Below are 16,701 nucleotides of genomic sequence, written 5' to 3' on the forward strand. Positions count from 1 at the left end.
TCCCGTGATTAGAACAACACAGAGTAGTTCACACCAAAGGTACGGCCACGTCCTTTATAGGTATAGAGATCAGGTGCTCCGTAGGTGGGGCTATACAGAATTGGTGCGCGCTGGCCCCAAACGGTGGTGTACTCTTTATCCAGCAGGTTTTCGATGCTGAAGCTGATTTTACCCACTGGCAAGGTGTAGCTGCTCAGGAAATCAATCGTGTTATAACCATCAAGTTTACGGCCTTTACTGTCTGACACATCGAAGGTCTGCTGGGATTGTACCCGCAGGTTCCAATCACCCGGAGCCCAACCAACATAAGCGGTGGCTTTTGACGGACTGGCGGTATCAACAGTGAGTTTCTGCCACTTGCCGTCAGTTTTGGTCTCAGATTTAATCAGGTTAAATGTTGCTCCGGTACTCCATTCGCTGTCTTCGAAGAAATAATCCGCTGCGCCTTCAACCCCGTAGATCCGGCGTTTGTCCGGCAACACACTGATGGTCATGTCTGTTTTGTTGATGGCAATAGTTTGGTCAGACAGTGAGTAGTAACCGGCGATTTGAGTGCGCAGGTTATCACCCGTATAGCGCCAGCCCAATTCATAAGCATTAACCTTAATACCCTCCAGCTTGGAGTCATTTACGTTGACGCTTTTTTGCAGTTGGTAGTGGCCGTTGACCAACTGATAGGTCCCGGAGCCGTAATATTTCGCCAGATCGGGGATCTCAAACCCTTGAGAGAAGTTGAACCACGTCTGCTGGTTTTGTGCCAGATGCGCCAGCAAACCGGCATTGAACAGGACGTTGTTGTAATCCGTTTTCCCGCCTGGCACTGCATCTGCGGAGGTCGCGCTGCCGTTAGCAATAGCTTGTTGTTGCGCATAGCCGACGAAATCATCGACCTTGTTCTCGGTGTATTGATAACGCACGCCACCACTCAGGGTAAAGATGGGGTTGATGTCATAGCTGGTTTGCAGGAACGGCGCGAGATTGGTGGTGGTGTAACTTGGGTAACGGCCAACATTGTAGGCATTTTGTAAGGTCATCCCGCCAGACTGCTGTGCCAGTGCCAGATTGAAGAACTGCTGGTTGGCGTTGAAGCTTTCATGCTCCGCGTCGACACCATAAGTCAGCGTGAGGCTGTCGATGGGTTTACTGTTTAGCGTCAGTTTACCGCCGTAAAAGTCGGTTTTCTGCTGTGATGCACCAATACTGGTTACCGCAGTACCTGTTTTGTTCAGGGTTGGGAACGGATAAAAGGTCAATGATTCATCACGGTAAAACACCTGTGCCACCAAATCCTGACCCCAGAAGTCGGTATTGGAGTATTGCAGGTTGATGAGATGGCGCTCAGTGCCCGGAATACGATCTGAGTTCAGATTGCCGCTGTTAGATGCCTGGCCGGTACCCGTCACTGCCGAGAAGTTTTCCCCCAGATATAATCCGTGTTTGCCATCGGATTCGCTGTTGAAATACTGGGTGGTTAACTGCAATTGCTGATGGTCATCAATGTTGAAGGTACCTGTGCCCATCACATCAAGGCGACCGGAATATTGCAGGCCGGTCTGGGTATTATCGATCAACACCTCATCGCCTTTACCGTCATACCAGCCGCCATAACGTTGATAGGAAACAGAAAAACGACCGAATGCTTGCTCATTCCCGCCGCTCACCGCAGCCCCGATATTCTCATCGTGATCGTTATGGCTGTTAAAACCGGTTTTGCCGCCAACTTGTAGTTCGACCTGTTTTTCTGCCTGACCTTTTTTGGTCACAATATTGATCAAGCCACCAGTGCTACCCCCACCGTAAAGCGAAGTGGCACCGGAGATAACTTCTATATGCCCAATATTAAACGGATCTATGGAGTCAAGCTGACGGCTGTCGCTGCGTGAAGAGTTCAGGCGCACGCCATCGATCATCACCATCATTGAGCGGCCACGCATATTCATGCCGTAGTTGGTCCGGCCCTGACTGCTAACATCCATGCCAGGAATCAATTGCGCCAAAATATCTTTGATTTCCTTGCCAGCTTGAACTTGTTGTTCGAGTTCCTGACCTTCAATCACCCAGGTGGTTTGTGCCATTTCGGCCACGCTGCGGTGTGAGCGGCTGGCAGAAACCACCATTTGATCTTCTGCCCATGCTGCGGGCGCGAGCATAGCTAACAGGCACGGATTTAATACCCAGAGGTGTCTGCGTTTCATTGTTATTCTCTTTTTCCCATATTGGAGGTTATGTTAAAAATTAAAGTTGGTTTAACGATTGTTTTAAACCCAAACTCATTGGAGTTGCAGGTAGGCAGCCTGCAAACACATCCCGATGAGCTTACTCAAGTAAGTGATTTGCGCGCGCACGTGCAGCTAACCCCCCTGCGGTTTCAAGGACGAGGGGATCTGTGCGGGGAATAACGGCCGGCGGCTGGCTGCGCCATTGGATCACCGCCGGGGTGGATGTTAAATCGAACTGTTCACGACCTAAAACCCGGTTGAGAATACGCGCCGATCGCCAAGCCATCAGGCTGAGCTGCGGTTCTGCAATGCCGTGGCTATGCATACCGGCGTTGACTGCAAATAAGCAGTTATCGTGTGGGCCGCGCCAATCGAGGGTGAAGTCGGGAGCCACGCGGTATTGATAATCGGCAGTGGTCATCAGGCGGCTGGCCAGTGGTTTAAGGAATGCCGGACGTTCCTGTTGATAACCGGTCGCGAAGATAGTCACGTCGCTGTCAAAGGTTTCTTTGCCCTGATCGAGATGGTGATGGGTGACTAATTGGTAACCGTTACCTTGCGGATGCATCGCTGTCAGTGAGCGGCTAGGGAGCAGGCGCGCCCAAGGCTTTTCACGTAACACCTCAAACTGATGGTACATAGCACGGTAAATAGCCAGTAGCGACTCACTGGTAATGCCGTCAGACGTCATCTTCTGTTCAGCCAGCATATGTTGCTTGGCGTTGTCGTTCAGAGTATAGAAACCGTCAACGTATTCCGGGGTGAAGTACTCATTGGCAAAAGCGGCTTCATCCAGTGCGTTGTAATTATTCCGGCGTGAAATCCAATCTAACTGTTTCGGTTGGCCCCACTCTGCGCGGAAGATGTTGAGGAACAGGTCAGCTCCACTCTGACCACCACCGACGATGGTGACACGTTTACCAGCCAGATCGGGATTGCGCAGTGCCATTTCACTGGCATGGAAACAGCGATCGTTTTGCTCGCCGACACATTCCGGCAACTTGATACGTTTGCCGATCCCCAGACAAACATGGCGTGCATGGTAGACATTGCGTGTTGTGGTCACGACAAAATGGCGCTGCTGGTCGTCAAAATCCACACTCTGAATATCCTGGCTGAACTCTAGCGAACTCAACCCATGGGCAGCCCAACTGAGGTAGTCTGCAAACTCTTCCCGTGAAACCGTTCGGTGTTCAGTCGTCAGGAATCGGTAGAATTTCTTCCTTTGGACTAAGTAGTTAAGGAAGCTATAGGGATTGGTTGGCGACACCGCACTGACCAAATCTTTCAAAAAGCTGGTCTGCATGTGGCAATCAGGCACCATCATGCCGGGATGCCAGGTAAAGTGCGATTTACGCTCAAAGAATTTGCTGTTAAAGCCGGAAACTTCGCTGCCGAGGGCGGCAATACTGAGGTTAAATGGGCCTATGCCAATGCCGATGAAATCTAAAGTTTGATTCATTGGGCTAGCTCCTTGGTGACCAAATAAAGAGGGTTATCCAGATCCTGCAAGTAATTTGGCAACATTCGACTGCCACCATCCTGCTCTGAATAGGTGAGTTTCACCGGGTTGAGGACTACACGAATAATTTGTGGTTTAAACAAATCAAATAGGGAGAAACGCTCTACCATGTCTGGATGCTGTGCCATGTAGCGCTGCAGTACCTGTGCCAGCAGTTGATAGAATTGGTGTTCATTGATGCCACACACATGCATCAGTGGTGAGATAAATCTCAGCACGGTGACGAAATGCCCGGTCTGTAGGTCATGTATCAGGTAGTCGGCAGATAAGCGTGCGGTGACGGCTTTCACGACACTGGGCAGTGAGGCCGCTTGCGGGAACTCTTTATCAACCAGGCGCATATCGCCCTGGAAGTCTTTCAATAGCACACGTTGTGGAATGTGGTCTTTCATCACCAAAGTGATGTTTTGGCCGTGGGCGATCAGTGCCACACCGTAACAACACATCAGGTGGTACATTGGCACCACGACCACCCGAAACATCTGTGCTAACCAGGCTTCGGCACTCAGCCCCGAACGTGCAATATAGGCGGCAATCAACGGATGCCCCTGATTATCGGTTTCCATCAGTGTGGCCATCAAAATTGCCTGTTCGCCCGGTTGTAAATAGCAGGACGGATTTTCTCGCCAAATCACGCCAAGCATTTCCTGATAGCGATAGGGCGCTTTACTCAAGGTGGCATAGGTCTGGTGCATCATATAACCGGCAGCGGGTTCTCCGAGGATCTCAGCACCGCTTGCTCGTAGCGTAGGGTCTTGTGCAAAGACTTGCTGTAACCAATGCGAAGCCGCAGGACCTGCGCTGATATATTTACCGGGGATGCCGCGATAACAAGAGGTGTTGTAGATGGTCAGTGGCAATTTGATATCAAATGGTACGCAGCGACTGACATTCGTTAAGGTACGTAATGATTGTTGCGCCAGATAGTGGTCACCAAACTCACCCAGTTCGATCAATTCACCTTCGGCTAATTGTGGCAGGAAGTGCAGGGCGATTTTTTGCTGCCACTGCCATGGGTGTAAGGGCACCGGTACCCAGTCGTCATTCAACGCGAGCTGCTGCCAGTGGCGCTCAAATCGCTGGCGTTCCGAGCTATCCATCGCACTGTCGAGCAGCCTGTCCAACGGGAATTGTGCATCCGCGCACCAGACAAAACTGCCACGTTTGGCGGCGACCCAATGCAGGCGGAACTGCCCTTGATATTCTGGCGCGTAGTGATGCAGGGCGGTTAGACCCCAGCCACGGCGGCCTTTGTTGAAGATAAATTTTGGGTGGCCAGCCAGCAGACATTGTAGTGCATCAGCATCAAGGGCAATCAGATCTTCGGCACTCATGCCCTGACGGGCAGAGAGTAACTGCATGTCTGAGCGCAGCGTGGCATAGAGGTCTTCCAGGTGTTCAGCAACCTGTGCATCGTCCATCTGCAACACTTGCGCCAGTTGGCGTAGCATATGGTCAGCGGTCAGCGGCACTCCTTCGCAGTGCAATGAGGCGGGGTCAATATGCAACCAGCCCCAGATACCCCGTTCGGCACTAAAGCGATAAACCGCGCCCGGTAAGGTGATGATCCATGCCTGGCCTGCTGGCGCGGCACGCAGGGTGCGTTCATATTCCAGTTCAGCCAGGATCTTGGCGATCATCTGACGGTTAACGCGCTGCCAGTTGGCGTAATTGTCAGTGGTCATACCGTACCCTCTTGGAAGAAATCTGCGCGCTGATTCACTATCAGCCGCGAGCGTTTATGCGGGAAATCAAACTCTTTCAAGGTGTGGTAGCCCGCGGCAGGCAGGTGGCGGAACAGGCGCTGGTTATCGGCGCGTGGCTCAGCTACTACCCGGGTTGTGCGTGGTTCATCCAGATACAGATAGTGTGTCAGGCCACGTAACCAACTGCGGATGTATTGCGCTCCTCGCCAGCGCTCTTCACCTACCAGCATGTGTAGTCCACGATCAAAAGGCTGCCAACGGTAATGGCGACCAATCCGGTCTTCTGCTGCCCAATAAACTTCGAAATAACCAAAAGGTTGATCGTCAAAGCAACCCAAGAGCGGATAGCAATAATGCGAATCCAACTGACGTTGCAGATACGCTGCCTGAACCTCAAGCGGGCCACTCATTTCCCAAAAAGCATCTACGCGCGGCGAGTTCATCCAGCGGGTAAACTGCTCTGTGTCGCGATCAATTTCCGGTAAGCGGAAGCTCAGGGTATGTTTAATGTGCGGATCGAAACGGCGATAAACTTCGCCGTTAGGGCGCGCAGCACGTTGTGGGAACCAGATATCTCGCTCGGCGTCATACTGCATCTGATCAGTCGCCCGATGGCGTTCCGCTCCCAGCCACAGTGGTAGTTGATAAAATAGATCCCGTGCCAGATAGTCGCCATAGCTCAAGGCAAACACGGCCTGTGCTTGCGGCTCTTCCCGCCACTCTGCATAGGGCAACGCAATACCGGTTAATTGCGGTGCAGCAACGAACAACTGATCCAATGCCGGTACCAGCCAGCCTGGTGGCAATGGTCCGGGTGAGTGCAATACCGCGCTGCCGTCCAACCCTAAGCTGAGGGTCAGATTTTTTTCCAACTGTTCACAGCGAAAACTGCCTGCGGAGTGCATCAACTTAGCTTGTGGCATCATTGGGCAACTCCCAGGCGCTCTTGGTGAGGGAAACGAAATGGGTTTGCGAAATCAAAGTAGATAACTGCCGGATCAACGATGGTATTTTCATTGTGGTCATGCAGATAACAGAAGAAATTACCCTTGCAGTTCCAATGCGTGCTATCGAGTACGTAATCTAAACAAAGGGTATTTTTAGCCGTAGCCCGCAGGTTATGGAGTGCGTCGCGCACCCGCATCATCAGATTCTCTTCGCTGTCGAAACCGGCAGCCGCTAATGCGGCGGTTACTGCCAGACTGGAGTTGACTAGCAAGTAATAGGGGAAATAGCGCAGTAGTTGTTGTTCAGTGAAGCGGTTTTCCGCTCCGGCTTCGCCAATTTCTTCCAGCCACGGTGTGGCATCTTGGGTAAAGCCGCTGCCCTGACAGTCGCGATACAACATACCGATCGGCAAGTCTTGTTGCATTTCTACCAGAATGTTTTGCTGATGGGCTAATAGCACCAAACCGTAATCAGCTTCGGTGCTGAACAGTGGTAATAAGACCTGTTGGCAATAGGCATCCAGCCAGCAGTGGGTGGCCTGGCGTAACGGAAGATTTAGACGCGCCGCCAAACGGCGCACTGCGGCAACCAGCAAACTGTCGCCTCCATCTGGCGCGGCCTGAGTTAAGGTGACCAGCACATTGGTTTGAGCATCTGGCTGGCTGAACAACAGGTTGTCGCGTAGCACCATCAGACTCTCCTCTTGCACCGTGCCATCAGCGGAACATAAACCGGCCCAACCGTCCTCCTGCATGACCCTGAAGGTTGGATAGCGCGTTTGTAGTGCTTGCCAGCGCGGGGTTTGAGCCAAGCGGGCCAAGCGAATTCCACGTTTAGCTTCTTTTACCGATAGCGTACGTACCGAGTTGGTCAGGCGGACACTGAGGGAAAACTTGATCATGTCGCGATTTGATGGGCTATACAGCGAACGCGAGGAACTGGTCGGCAGCCAGCGTTCACCTGCTTCACCCAAGTCTTGCAGTGCTTTCAGTTGTACCAACTGCTGACACCACTCTTGGGACAACAGGTGATCAGCCTGCCAGGGGTGCATCGGCAGCAGCCAAATATCATCGGTAAAGTGTGCCAGTAGCTGTGGTGCACTCTCGCTGGCAAAACGTTGCAGACGTTGTTGCAGTGTCAGGGTGAGACTCTCACCGCGCAAAAAGCGTTTATCCACGGCAAACCAGCGTAGTGGAAAACGAGCGGCAAAGTCTGGCAGATAGCGATGGGCCTCTTTTTCATTGAAGGGTTCATGGGATTTTGGCGCTGGATGGAAGGCATGACCGACCAATAAGCCTTGCTCAGCCTGAGCAAAATTGAGTGGCTTATCACGCAGTGACGGCCAATCCAGACGAATATTGATAGCCTGTTGGGTGTTGTCATGACTTTCCAGAACCCGCTGGCGGAAACGTGTAACCACCTCATCTGACAGGTCACCTTTTACTGCGGGTTTATCCAACAACAAGGTCACCAACTGTTCCATGCCAAGTGCCGTACCCGCCCCATCGTCCTGCTGATATAGATAGGCTGGGAACAGATAGTGATGATGTTGTGTTGGGGATATATGGCGTAAAGCAATACGAATAGCTTGTGACGATGAAAGAGGGATATGGAGCTGTGGATAGGGTTGATTGTTTGCTGTCGGAAGGATTTGCCAGTCCCGGGTTTCACGCATCAATGCGTTGAGGAAACATTGCGCAGCCACATCGGTTGTCGCGGTTTCTAACTGGATAGTCATTATTCCATGCCACTCTTGATTCAATTGAGAATCATTCTTATATCAATAATATTTATCATTATCAATTAACTTATGATACAGTTTTTCTATTAAATATGCATAAATCCCCTATGTTATTAACGGTTAATTCACTTTTAATGCAAATTTCATCACAGTCTGAAACACGTTCAAGCGGGCATATACCTTCTTCTAATTGGCCGTTAGCCTTTTGTGCCGGCTTGCTGGGGATTGGGCAGAACGGTTTATTGGTCATGTTACCGGTATTGGTTAGCAGAACACATCTGTCACTGTCGGTGTGGGCCGGTTTACTTACCCTCGGATCCATGCTGTTTTTGATCGGATCACCGTGGTGGGGACGGCAATCGGAGGTTCGTGGGTGTAAATTTGTGGTCATCATGGCGCTGGCTGGCTACTTGCTAAGTTTTGTGTTGTTGACGCTGGCGGTATGGGGCTTAGCAGCGGGATGGTTACCGGAGATGGTCGGGCTGGGTGGGCTGATTGTGGCACGTATTATCTATGGCCTGACAGTCTCAGGCATGGTGCCCGCCTGCCAGACCTGGGCCTTGCAGCGCGCAGTGTATGAGCAGCGCATGGCTGCATTAGCTACCATCAGTTCAGGCTTGAGTTGTGGTCGTCTTCTTGGCCCACTTTGTGCCGCTCTTGCCCTCTCAATACACCCAATGGCACCGCTGTGGTTGATGGCAATAGCACCATTGATCGCACTGTTGGTGGTCTGTTGCCAATACAATGATCCGCCATTGCCGCCGGTTGCACATCAACAAAATCATTTACGTTTCAGCATGCTACCCTATTTACTCTGTGCACTGCTGCTGGCGGCAGTTGTCAGCCTGATGCAGCTTGGTCTGGCACCGCATTTAAACCAATTATTCAGGCATTCAGCCACCATGGTGAGCCACCATGTGGCAATTTTGCTTAGCGTGGCCGCAGGTTGTACCTTGTTGGCTCAGTTTTTGGTGGTACGCCCCCAACGTTTCAGCCCCTCTCAGCTTCTGTTGGTGGCAGCGTTATTCATGGTAGGTGGTTTAGGATTGATGTGTACCCAGCCATTGGTATTATTCTATGCGGGGTGTGCGCTAGCTTCTTTCGGTGCGGCGATGGCAACGCCGGGTTACCAATTGATGCTGAACGATAAATTATCCACGGGCAAAGGTTCCGGGGTGATAGCGACCAGCCATACATTGGGTTATGGCATGAGTGCGTTGATGGTGCCGTTAGTAGCAAAATTTTACGGTGAGTCGCAGTTGATTGCTGCGGCTCTGATGATGGCCGTTCTGTTGGGCGGGATAAGTGGCTGGCTGTGGTGCCAGCATCGGGTCACAGCACATTCTGCGGGAGAGTAACTGTCATGTCCGGCGCATCAAGCTACCGAGTTTTCGATATCAAATTGAAAGTAAAAGAAAATATCTCACCGTCACTGTTACGTTGCGTATTTGAAGGGCCAGAAGTCAATCGTATGAAACTTGAAGCGCCAGATCAGCGTATTAAGCTGCTATTGCCCGCAGACAACGGTCTGATTACTCAGGTATCAAAAGGCGACGATTGGTATCGTAATTACCTGACTATCCCGAAAGAGCAGCGACCGATAATGCGCACTTATACACTGCGTGCATTGCGTGCTGAGCAGAACGAGATGGACGTGGAATTTGTTTTGCACGGCGTGACCGGCCCAGCATCGGCTTGGGCAACACATGCCAAACCAGGCGATGCTATTCAGGTTGTTGCGCCGAATGCCGAGTATCAATCTGACAGTGGCGGTTATGAGTGGATCCCGCCAGCGCAGATGATGCAGGCGTTACTGATTGCCGACGAAACAGCATTACCGGCGGCGGTGGCTATTTTGGAACAGCTGGCATTACAAGCTAACCCTCCACATGTTCAAGCTTTTTTTGAGGTACCGCTGGTGGGTGATTGCATCAATCTTAAGCGATTTCCGTTTGCGCAGGTTTACTGGTTGCCACGTGATACGCCGCATCACCCCGCCCATGGCAGCTTGTTAGTTGACGCGGTACGTCAATGGGTACAAATTCCGGCTGCGGCGCAAGTCGCGGCACAATCATTAGCAGAGAATAGTCTGGGTGGTGATGTGTTATGGGAGCGAGCCGAAGGTGCCAGTAGTTTCTATGCCTGGGTGGCGGCTGAATCCTCAACAGTGAAAGCTTTGCGCCGCTATCTGATTGGTGAACGCTGTCTGGGTCGTACTTGCGTGAACTTTATGGCGTACTGGTGTTAATCAATTTGCTATATCAAATGCCCCTGTAAAATTAGCCCCTCTGGGCCAGTTATTCAATCCCCGTCATAAAAATGGCGGGGCAGTGACAATTTCAAATATCTTTCCCTCTCCCCTCGCAAACACCGATGTTACGAACTGCGTAATGTATTAATAACCTATATAAATACTGACATTATGCTAATGTCAGTATTAAACCGATACCAATCATCAGTTCCAGAGTCAACAAGATTATTCAGGGGAGTTTTTTAGTGGGCGACCCTTAAAAAATAAACCCATGATGCAAATTTATTTGCAGAGCTTTGTATCAAAATAGGTGTGTTATTTATGAATAAATATGATGATATTAAGCAGTTCAAAGATAAAATAGACATGCACGATATTGATTATAAAGAAATTTCTGAAAAAGAAGTTCAAGCGGATGCTTTTTCATGGCCGCTTATTAAACAGTTGGCTTCACAAGACAATGATTCATTTTTAGAAAATGGTCGAACTATACAGCCGACACCTCAGCTTGTTTCAGCCACTGAGTTCGCCGAGCCTGATGTGTTAAACGTGATGAGTGAACCTCACGCTATAAATAGTGATCCTCTGCTAAATACCGAGGTAACAAACCGGCCAGCCGCAATGCGATCACTGTTTCCTGCGCCACCGGTTGCCCATACTCTAGCTCCGCAGCCAGTCAATTTAAACGAACCTGCTATACCGCAAGCGGTTTCTAAACCTATACTTACGACACAATTTTCATCCTCACCAACTGGCCCGTTGGAATCAGGTAAAAAAACTGAATTTAAAAACATTTTTTCACAAAAAGAACCACCAAAAGAGCAGGTTGTTTTTGCCGAGTCATCGCGGGATATTCCTTTACAAACGTTGTTAGAGAGCATCGCCTTATGCCGTTAGTTTGTGTATGTTCACCGAAAGGTGGTGTCGGTAAAACTACTTTTGCAGCCAATTTGGCGCACTCACTGGCACGTAGTGGTAGCAAGGTTCTACTTATTGATTTCGATGTACAAAATGCTCTGCGCTTGCACTTTGGTGTCCCTTTGTCGGATGAACGTGGTTATGTTTCTGAGTCAGGTAATGCATCTGACTGGAGCCAATTTATCCTTAAAGCGGGAACGAATACCTTTGTCTTGCCTTATGGCGAGGTGGATGAAGCGAAACGTCTGGCTTTCGAGCATGAATTAACGGCTGATCCACATTTTTTACAACGGGGGCTACATTCAGTCCTCAATTATCCTGGATTAGTGGTTATCGCTGATTTTCCTCCGGGACCAAGCCCGGCGTTAAAAGCGATGCAAGGGATTGCGGATATGCATTTGGTGGTGATGTTGGCAGACACGGCATCTTTATCTTTATTACCTCAAATAGAGAAAGGCAAACTTATCGGCGCCCCTTTAGATAACAAAATGGGAACCTATTTTGTTGTTAATCAAAGTGATAATCGTCGTCAACTCAGCCATGATGTCTCACAATTCTTTGAGCAACGTCTGGGCGATAAATTGTTAGGAATGATTCATCGGGATGAATGTGTGCCAGAAGCGAATGCTTCTCAACGTTCAATTATTGATTTCAGCCCCGTGTCAGCTGCCGCATTTGATATTGAGCTTATTAGTAAAAAAGTTGCAGCTATTTTGGGAATAAAGATCGGCGGGGGGGAGGTTTACTCTACGCCTAAACATGACTTCTATTAAATACTGGCTGAATTCAAGATGAAGAAAATTCAATTTTATCTTCTGTTGTTACTGTTATTGCCAATCGCTATCTTGGTTGTTGTTACACCAATGGACAGTGAGAAGCAGTACATTTTTGCATTATTCAGCATTGCTGCGTTCTTTTTACTTGGCATAAGTAAAAGCAGAAAAGTAACAATAGTAATGACAGTATTGTCATTTTTGATGTCATCCCGATATATTTATTGGCGCACGACTGAAACGCTTCATTTTGGTTCTGTAACCGAGACAATATTAGGCATACTTCTTTATAGTGCAGAACTTTACATCTGGATTATTCTAAGTCTTAGTTATTTACAGACTATTTGGCCATTAAAACGAACGATTGAACCGCTGCCTGAGAATACCGATTTATGGCCAACGGTTGATGTTTACATTCCTACCTATAATGAAAGTCTGGATGTGGTTAGAGATACGATTCTGGCAGCCCAATGTATTGATTACCCAAAAGAAAAAATAAAAATATATGTATTGGATGACGGAAAACGAACTGAGTTCGCTGTATTTGCTGCGGATGTAGGGGTTGGTTATATCACTCGAAATGATAACCGTCATGCTAAAGCCGGTAACCTTAACCATGCGATGAAGATTACGCAGGGGGAGTTAATCTGCGTTTTTGATTGTGACCACGTAGCTACCCGCGGTTTTTTACAGGCCACGGTGGGTGGGTTCCTGGTTGATAAGCGGTTGGCGTTGCTCCAGACGCCACACTACTTTTACTCCCCCGATCCGTTTGAGCGCAATCTATCAACAGGCCGTTCTGTTCCTAATGAAGGGGCCCTTTTTTATGGCCCTATTCAGCAAGGGAACGATAACTGGAATGCGGCATTTTTCTGCGGTTCTTGTGCTGTTATTCGCCGTAAGGCATTAGATGAAATTGGTGGTTTTGCGGTAGAAACAGTCACCGAAGACTCCCATACTGCGCTGAAATTACAGCGTTTAGGTTGGAACTCAGCCTTTATTTCCATCCCACTCGCCGCGGGGCTGGCGACTGAACGTTTGGCGTTACATGTGATCCAACGGACCCGTTGGGCGCGGGGGATGACACAAATTTTCCGTGTGGATAATCCCTTGTTAGGGCGTGGGCTGAGCCTTCCTCAGCGTTTGTGTTATCTCAACGCCATGATTTATTACCAATTTGGTTTGCCACGCGTGGTCTTTTTACTCGCGCCACTGGGCTATCTTCTCTTTAACCAGAGTATTATTGCCTCGTCAGCCGAATTGATTTTCGCCTATGTTTTGCCCCATTTAATTATGTCTATTGCCATCAACTCACGCAGTAATGGCCGCTTCCGCTACTCTTTCTGGGGTGAAGTTTATGAAACCGTAATGGCATTCCATTTGGTTATTCCAACCATCGTTACGATGATTTCACCAAAACGTGGCAAGTTTAACGTGACGGATAAAGGCGACCTACTGGATAAGAGTTATTTCGATTTCAATATTGTTCGACCGCATATTATTGCAGTTGTTCTGATGTTGCTCGGCATTATATGGGGATTAGTGCGCGTAGCATTGCCAGATTATTTTGGTGTTAATCCGAATGTAATTGCACTTAATATCGCCTGGGCTACTTTCAGTGTCATTCTATTATTTGCGGCTATTTCTGTTGCGCGCGAGACTCGTCAGACACGTAAAACGATCCGCATTGACGTCCAGTTACCGGCCATTATTCATTATAGTAATGGCATATCACTGCGTACTCACACCCTGGACTTGTCAATGGGCGGGGTTCGTCTGGCGATTAAAGACCAACATTTCCCAACTGAGGGTATTGAAGAGGTGGAGCTGATGTTACAACGCGGTGCTGTCAGTCTACCTGTCACGCTTATTGATGTTGAACTCGGTGCTGTGCGGTTGATGTTTGGTGATATTCCACTGGTTAAACGTCGGGAACTGGTTCGTATTGTGTTGGCCCGTGCAGATGCCTGGATTACCGAGCCTTATCCTCAGGATCGACCATTACATTCATTACTCAGCATTATTCGTTGTGCGTTTGAACTCTTTTATCTGCCGTGGAAGCAACGTCGGGCTAGAAAAAGAAAGCTGGCCCTCCAGAAAAAAGGAAATGCGGCATGAAAGGGATATTGAGCAAGATATTGCCGTCATTGTGGTTTACAGGTGTGGTGGCCGCGTGCTCTCTGGCATTTTTTCCCATCAATGGGCTTGCTGTAGACACTAATCGTATCGCGGGCCAGGAACAGCAAACTGAAGATGCAGCCACCGCGGGAGATTTCCCTTTATTACCTCGGCCGAACAGTGATGACTCAACCGCTGGGGCAGTGGCTCCTGCGGTTGATAATTACCCGCAAATCGCCAGCGCCCCTGAAAACCGCCCTTTGTATGATTCAACTCTACCGACACCCGTAGTTGATAACACGGTAGTGGTGACCCGCCCGGCCTCATACAACGCGATAGTGAATACCACGATTACCATTAAAGATATGGGGCAGCCCAATGGGTTGCTGTTAAGTGGCGGTCAATTGCAATCAGGCATTGTCTTCACGTTACCCAATGATTTGGTGATTACCAATGCAAAACTATCTCTGGCGCTAAAATTATCATCAGAGCTGGCTGGTAAGAATTACAGCTTACAGTTAATGCTGAACGGGCAGCCGTTAGGGACATTGCCACTAACGCCGTCAAGTGAAAACAGCGCGATATACCAAGTTGATGTCCCTGCGGCGATGGTGGTCGCGACCAATAATCTGAGTATGAGTATTACTGGTGACAACACGGTATTGCAGTGTGAAACAGATCAATTGAATAAATTTTGGGTCAGTATTTTACCGACCTCAAGTATTCAATTAGAAGGGCAACAACTGAATATTGGTAAGAATTTGGGACTATTCCCCCGGCCATTCTTTGATGCTATGCAGATGAAAGAGACCAAAGTGGTTATGGCATTCCCGGCTAATATTCGTGCTGATGTGATTGGTGCTGCCGCCGGTGTTGCTTCATGGTTTGGTTATCAGGCTAATTACCGTGATATTGATTTCCCGGTACAATTTGATTCACTACCCGAAGGTAATGGTATTTTATTTGGTAAGCCGGGTGAGCATATCGGTGATTTTGTGTTACCGCAAAGCACCGGCCCAAGTCTGCAATTGATTGATAACCCGCACAATCCGGTGGCTAAATTACTCTTGGTTATTGGCAATAATGAGGAGGAGTTGCGTCAGGCTGCATGGCGTTTAACTTCCGGGCCATTACCGCCAGAGGCGAATAGCCTAAGTGTTAAAGCGCAAGCTATCCCGCGTAGCATTCCCTATGACGCTCCACGCTGGATTAATACTGAACATCCCGTATTACTTAAATCTTTAGTGCCAAATCTCGATGCTTTGACTGCTAATGGTATTTATCATGACGGTATTCATGTTGATTTCCGGGCGGCACCCGATCTATTTATGTGGGATGGAGAAACTATACCCATCCATATCGGCTACCGTTTCCCGATTGAAGACTGGATTGATGAAAATAGCTCCCAACTTAACGTATCGATTAACAATATTTTCTTGTATAACCTGCCGGTAAATAAGAAGGGGTTGATTGAGTCCCTGTGGCGGGCGGTTGGTGGCGATACTCGTCAGGAGAGTTATACCCTGCGTTTGGCTCCTTATCTGATTTATGGTGATAACCAGTTAGAGTTCTATTTCGCGATTAATCCGAAAGCCGGAACCCCCTGTAATCTACTAAACAACAATAATATTAAGAGCCGTATCGAACCTGATTCTTATATTGACTTGAGTCACACCCATCACTTTACCCTGTTGCCTAATCTTTCGTATTTTGTCGGCGCATCCTTCCCTTTCACCCGCTTGGCTGATTTCTCACAAACCTTGGTATTATTGCCCGAAAAACCAAGCAAAACAGAAGTTCGTACATTACTTGGTCTTGCGGCTCGTGCCGGTAATTCAACCGGAAAGCCAGTTATCCACGTCAAGGTGAAGCTGGGCGTGTCCGCAAATGAAAAAGATATTTCACTGTTTGCTGATAACGATATTTTGGTGGTGTCGACATTAGACCATGCTGATTTCAGCCAAACACTATTAACCGCGACATCATTTGGCCTGGAAAATGGTGTGCTATCAGTGAAAGAACCGTCGACGTTAGAAAAGTTGGCGGATTACCTCACTGGGGTTTGGTTCCGCCAGCAAGTTGAGGCCGATCGCTACCTTTCATCGACCGATAACTGGCGCGGCTTCCTGAGTTTCCGTTCTGGTTGGAATCCGCAGAAAGTCGTGGTGCTGGCAACCGCAACAGGTGATGATCAATTAGCGAGTATTCACGGCGATTTGAAGTTATCGACGGTTAATGCCGGCGTGCGTGGCGATCTGGCAATTATTACCAATGAAAATGGTGTGCGCAGTTTTAGTGTTGGGGAGCAATTCCCTCGTGGTGAGCTGCCTTGGTATCAAATGGTTATCTGGTATGCCAGTCAGCATATCGTGATTTTGGCGTTACTTGCTTTACTGATCTCAGTCATCATTGGTGTGAGCATGTTTGGGTTATTAAAACGCCGTGCAGCAATACGCTTAGGCAAAGATCCTGAAGAATGATAATAAAACTGTTGATGATGTGGGC

Annotated in this window: 11 protein-coding genes; 6 read left to right on the forward strand and 5 right to left on the reverse strand. The window is 48.9% G+C overall.

Annotation, left to right across the window (positions count from 1 at the left end):
• Positions 1-8: 8 nt before the first annotated feature.
• The 5 genes from A6J66_020380 to A6J66_020400 form a co-directional block, all read right to left on the reverse strand.
• Positions 9-2,195, reverse strand: a complete 2,187-nt coding sequence (locus A6J66_020380) for a TonB-dependent siderophore receptor (protein ID PNM26310.1) — start codon at positions 2,193-2,195, stop codon at positions 9-11.
• Positions 2,196-2,316: 121 nt separating this feature from the next.
• On the reverse strand, positions 2,317-3,681 hold the full coding sequence (locus A6J66_020385; protein ID PNM26311.1) for a lysine 6-monooxygenase: 1,365 nt from the start codon (positions 3,679-3,681) through the stop codon (positions 2,317-2,319).
• A complete protein-coding gene (locus A6J66_020390) occupies positions 3,678-5,426 on the reverse strand; it encodes an IucA/IucC family siderophore biosynthesis protein (GenBank protein PNM26312.1) in 1,749 nt (582 codons plus the stop codon). The genes A6J66_020385 and A6J66_020390 overlap by 4 nt, the downstream gene beginning before the upstream one ends.
• Positions 5,423-6,373, reverse strand: a complete 951-nt coding sequence (locus A6J66_020395; protein ID PNM26313.1) for an N-acetyltransferase — start codon at positions 6,371-6,373, stop codon at positions 5,423-5,425. Before A6J66_020395 ends, A6J66_020390 begins: the two co-directional genes overlap by 4 nt.
• Positions 6,370-8,133 carry an aerobactin synthase IucA gene (locus A6J66_020400; protein PNM26314.1) on the reverse strand — a complete coding sequence of 588 codons (1,764 nt, stop codon included), beginning with the start codon at positions 8,131-8,133 and terminating at the stop codon, positions 6,370-6,372. The genes A6J66_020395 and A6J66_020400 overlap by 4 nt, the downstream gene beginning before the upstream one ends.
• A gap of 137 nt (positions 8,134-8,270) precedes the next feature.
• Here A6J66_020400 and A6J66_020405 point away from each other — a divergent pair, with 137 nt between their 5' ends.
• From A6J66_020405 to A6J66_020430, 6 genes are all read left to right on the forward strand, one after another.
• On the forward strand, positions 8,271-9,494 hold the full coding sequence (locus tag A6J66_020405) for an MFS transporter (protein PNM26315.1): 1,224 nt from the start codon (positions 8,271-8,273) through the stop codon (positions 9,492-9,494).
• A gap of 5 nt (positions 9,495-9,499) precedes the next feature.
• The gene (locus A6J66_020410) at positions 9,500-10,384 is read left to right on the forward strand and encodes a siderophore-interacting protein (GenBank protein PNM26316.1); all 885 of its coding nucleotides are present in this window, start codon (positions 9,500-9,502) and stop codon (positions 10,382-10,384) included.
• A gap of 324 nt (positions 10,385-10,708) precedes the next feature.
• Positions 10,709-11,284 carry a cellulose biosynthesis protein BcsO gene (locus A6J66_020415; protein PNM26317.1) on the forward strand — a complete coding sequence of 192 codons (576 nt, stop codon included), beginning with the start codon at positions 10,709-10,711 and terminating at the stop codon, positions 11,282-11,284.
• A complete protein-coding gene (yhjQ, locus tag A6J66_020420; GenBank protein PNM26318.1) occupies positions 11,275-12,078 on the forward strand; it encodes a cellulose synthase operon protein YhjQ in 804 nt (267 codons plus the stop codon). The genes A6J66_020415 and yhjQ overlap by 10 nt, the downstream gene beginning before the upstream one ends.
• A gap of 18 nt (positions 12,079-12,096) precedes the next feature.
• A complete protein-coding gene (gene bcsA, locus A6J66_020425) occupies positions 12,097-14,196 on the forward strand; it encodes a cellulose synthase catalytic subunit (UDP-forming) (GenBank protein PNM26319.1) in 2,100 nt (699 codons plus the stop codon).
• Positions 14,193-16,676 (forward strand): cellulose biosynthesis cyclic di-GMP-binding regulatory protein BcsB, encoded by a 2,484-nt coding sequence (locus tag A6J66_020430; GenBank protein PNM26320.1) that lies wholly within the window; start codon positions 14,193-14,195, stop codon positions 16,674-16,676. Before bcsA ends, A6J66_020430 begins: the two co-directional genes overlap by 4 nt.
• The last annotated feature ends 25 nt before the right edge of the window (positions 16,677-16,701 follow it).

The organism is Yersinia enterocolitica, from assembly GCA_002082245.2.
Classification (GTDB): Bacteria; Pseudomonadota; Gammaproteobacteria; order Enterobacterales; family Enterobacteriaceae; genus Yersinia; species Yersinia enterocolitica_E.

Coding starts and splice junctions, on each gene's coding strand:
- A6J66_020380 (PNM26310.1), bottom strand. CDS start 2,195: ATGAAACGCAGACACCTCTGGGTATTAAATCCGTGCCTGTTAGCTATG.
- A6J66_020385 (PNM26311.1), bottom strand. CDS start 3,681: ATGAATCAAACTTTAGATTTCATCGGCATTGGCATAGGCCCATTTAAC.
- A6J66_020390 (PNM26312.1), bottom strand. CDS start 5,426: ATGACCACTGACAATTACGCCAACTGGCAGCGCGTTAACCGTCAGATG.
- A6J66_020395 (PNM26313.1), bottom strand. CDS start 6,373: ATGATGCCACAAGCTAAGTTGATGCACTCCGCAGGCAGTTTTCGCTGT.
- A6J66_020400 (PNM26314.1), bottom strand. CDS start 8,133: ATGACTATCCAGTTAGAAACCGCGACAACCGATGTGGCTGCGCAATGT.
- A6J66_020405 (PNM26315.1), top strand. CDS start 8,271: ATGCAAATTTCATCACAGTCTGAAACACGTTCAAGCGGGCATATACCT.
- A6J66_020410 (PNM26316.1), top strand. CDS start 9,500: ATGTCCGGCGCATCAAGCTACCGAGTTTTCGATATCAAATTGAAAGTA.
- A6J66_020415 (PNM26317.1), top strand. CDS start 10,709: ATGAATAAATATGATGATATTAAGCAGTTCAAAGATAAAATAGACATG.
- yhjQ (PNM26318.1), top strand. CDS start 11,275: ATGCCGTTAGTTTGTGTATGTTCACCGAAAGGTGGTGTCGGTAAAACT.
- bcsA (PNM26319.1), top strand. CDS start 12,097: ATGAAGAAAATTCAATTTTATCTTCTGTTGTTACTGTTATTGCCAATC.
- A6J66_020430 (PNM26320.1), top strand. CDS start 14,193: ATGAAAGGGATATTGAGCAAGATATTGCCGTCATTGTGGTTTACAGGT.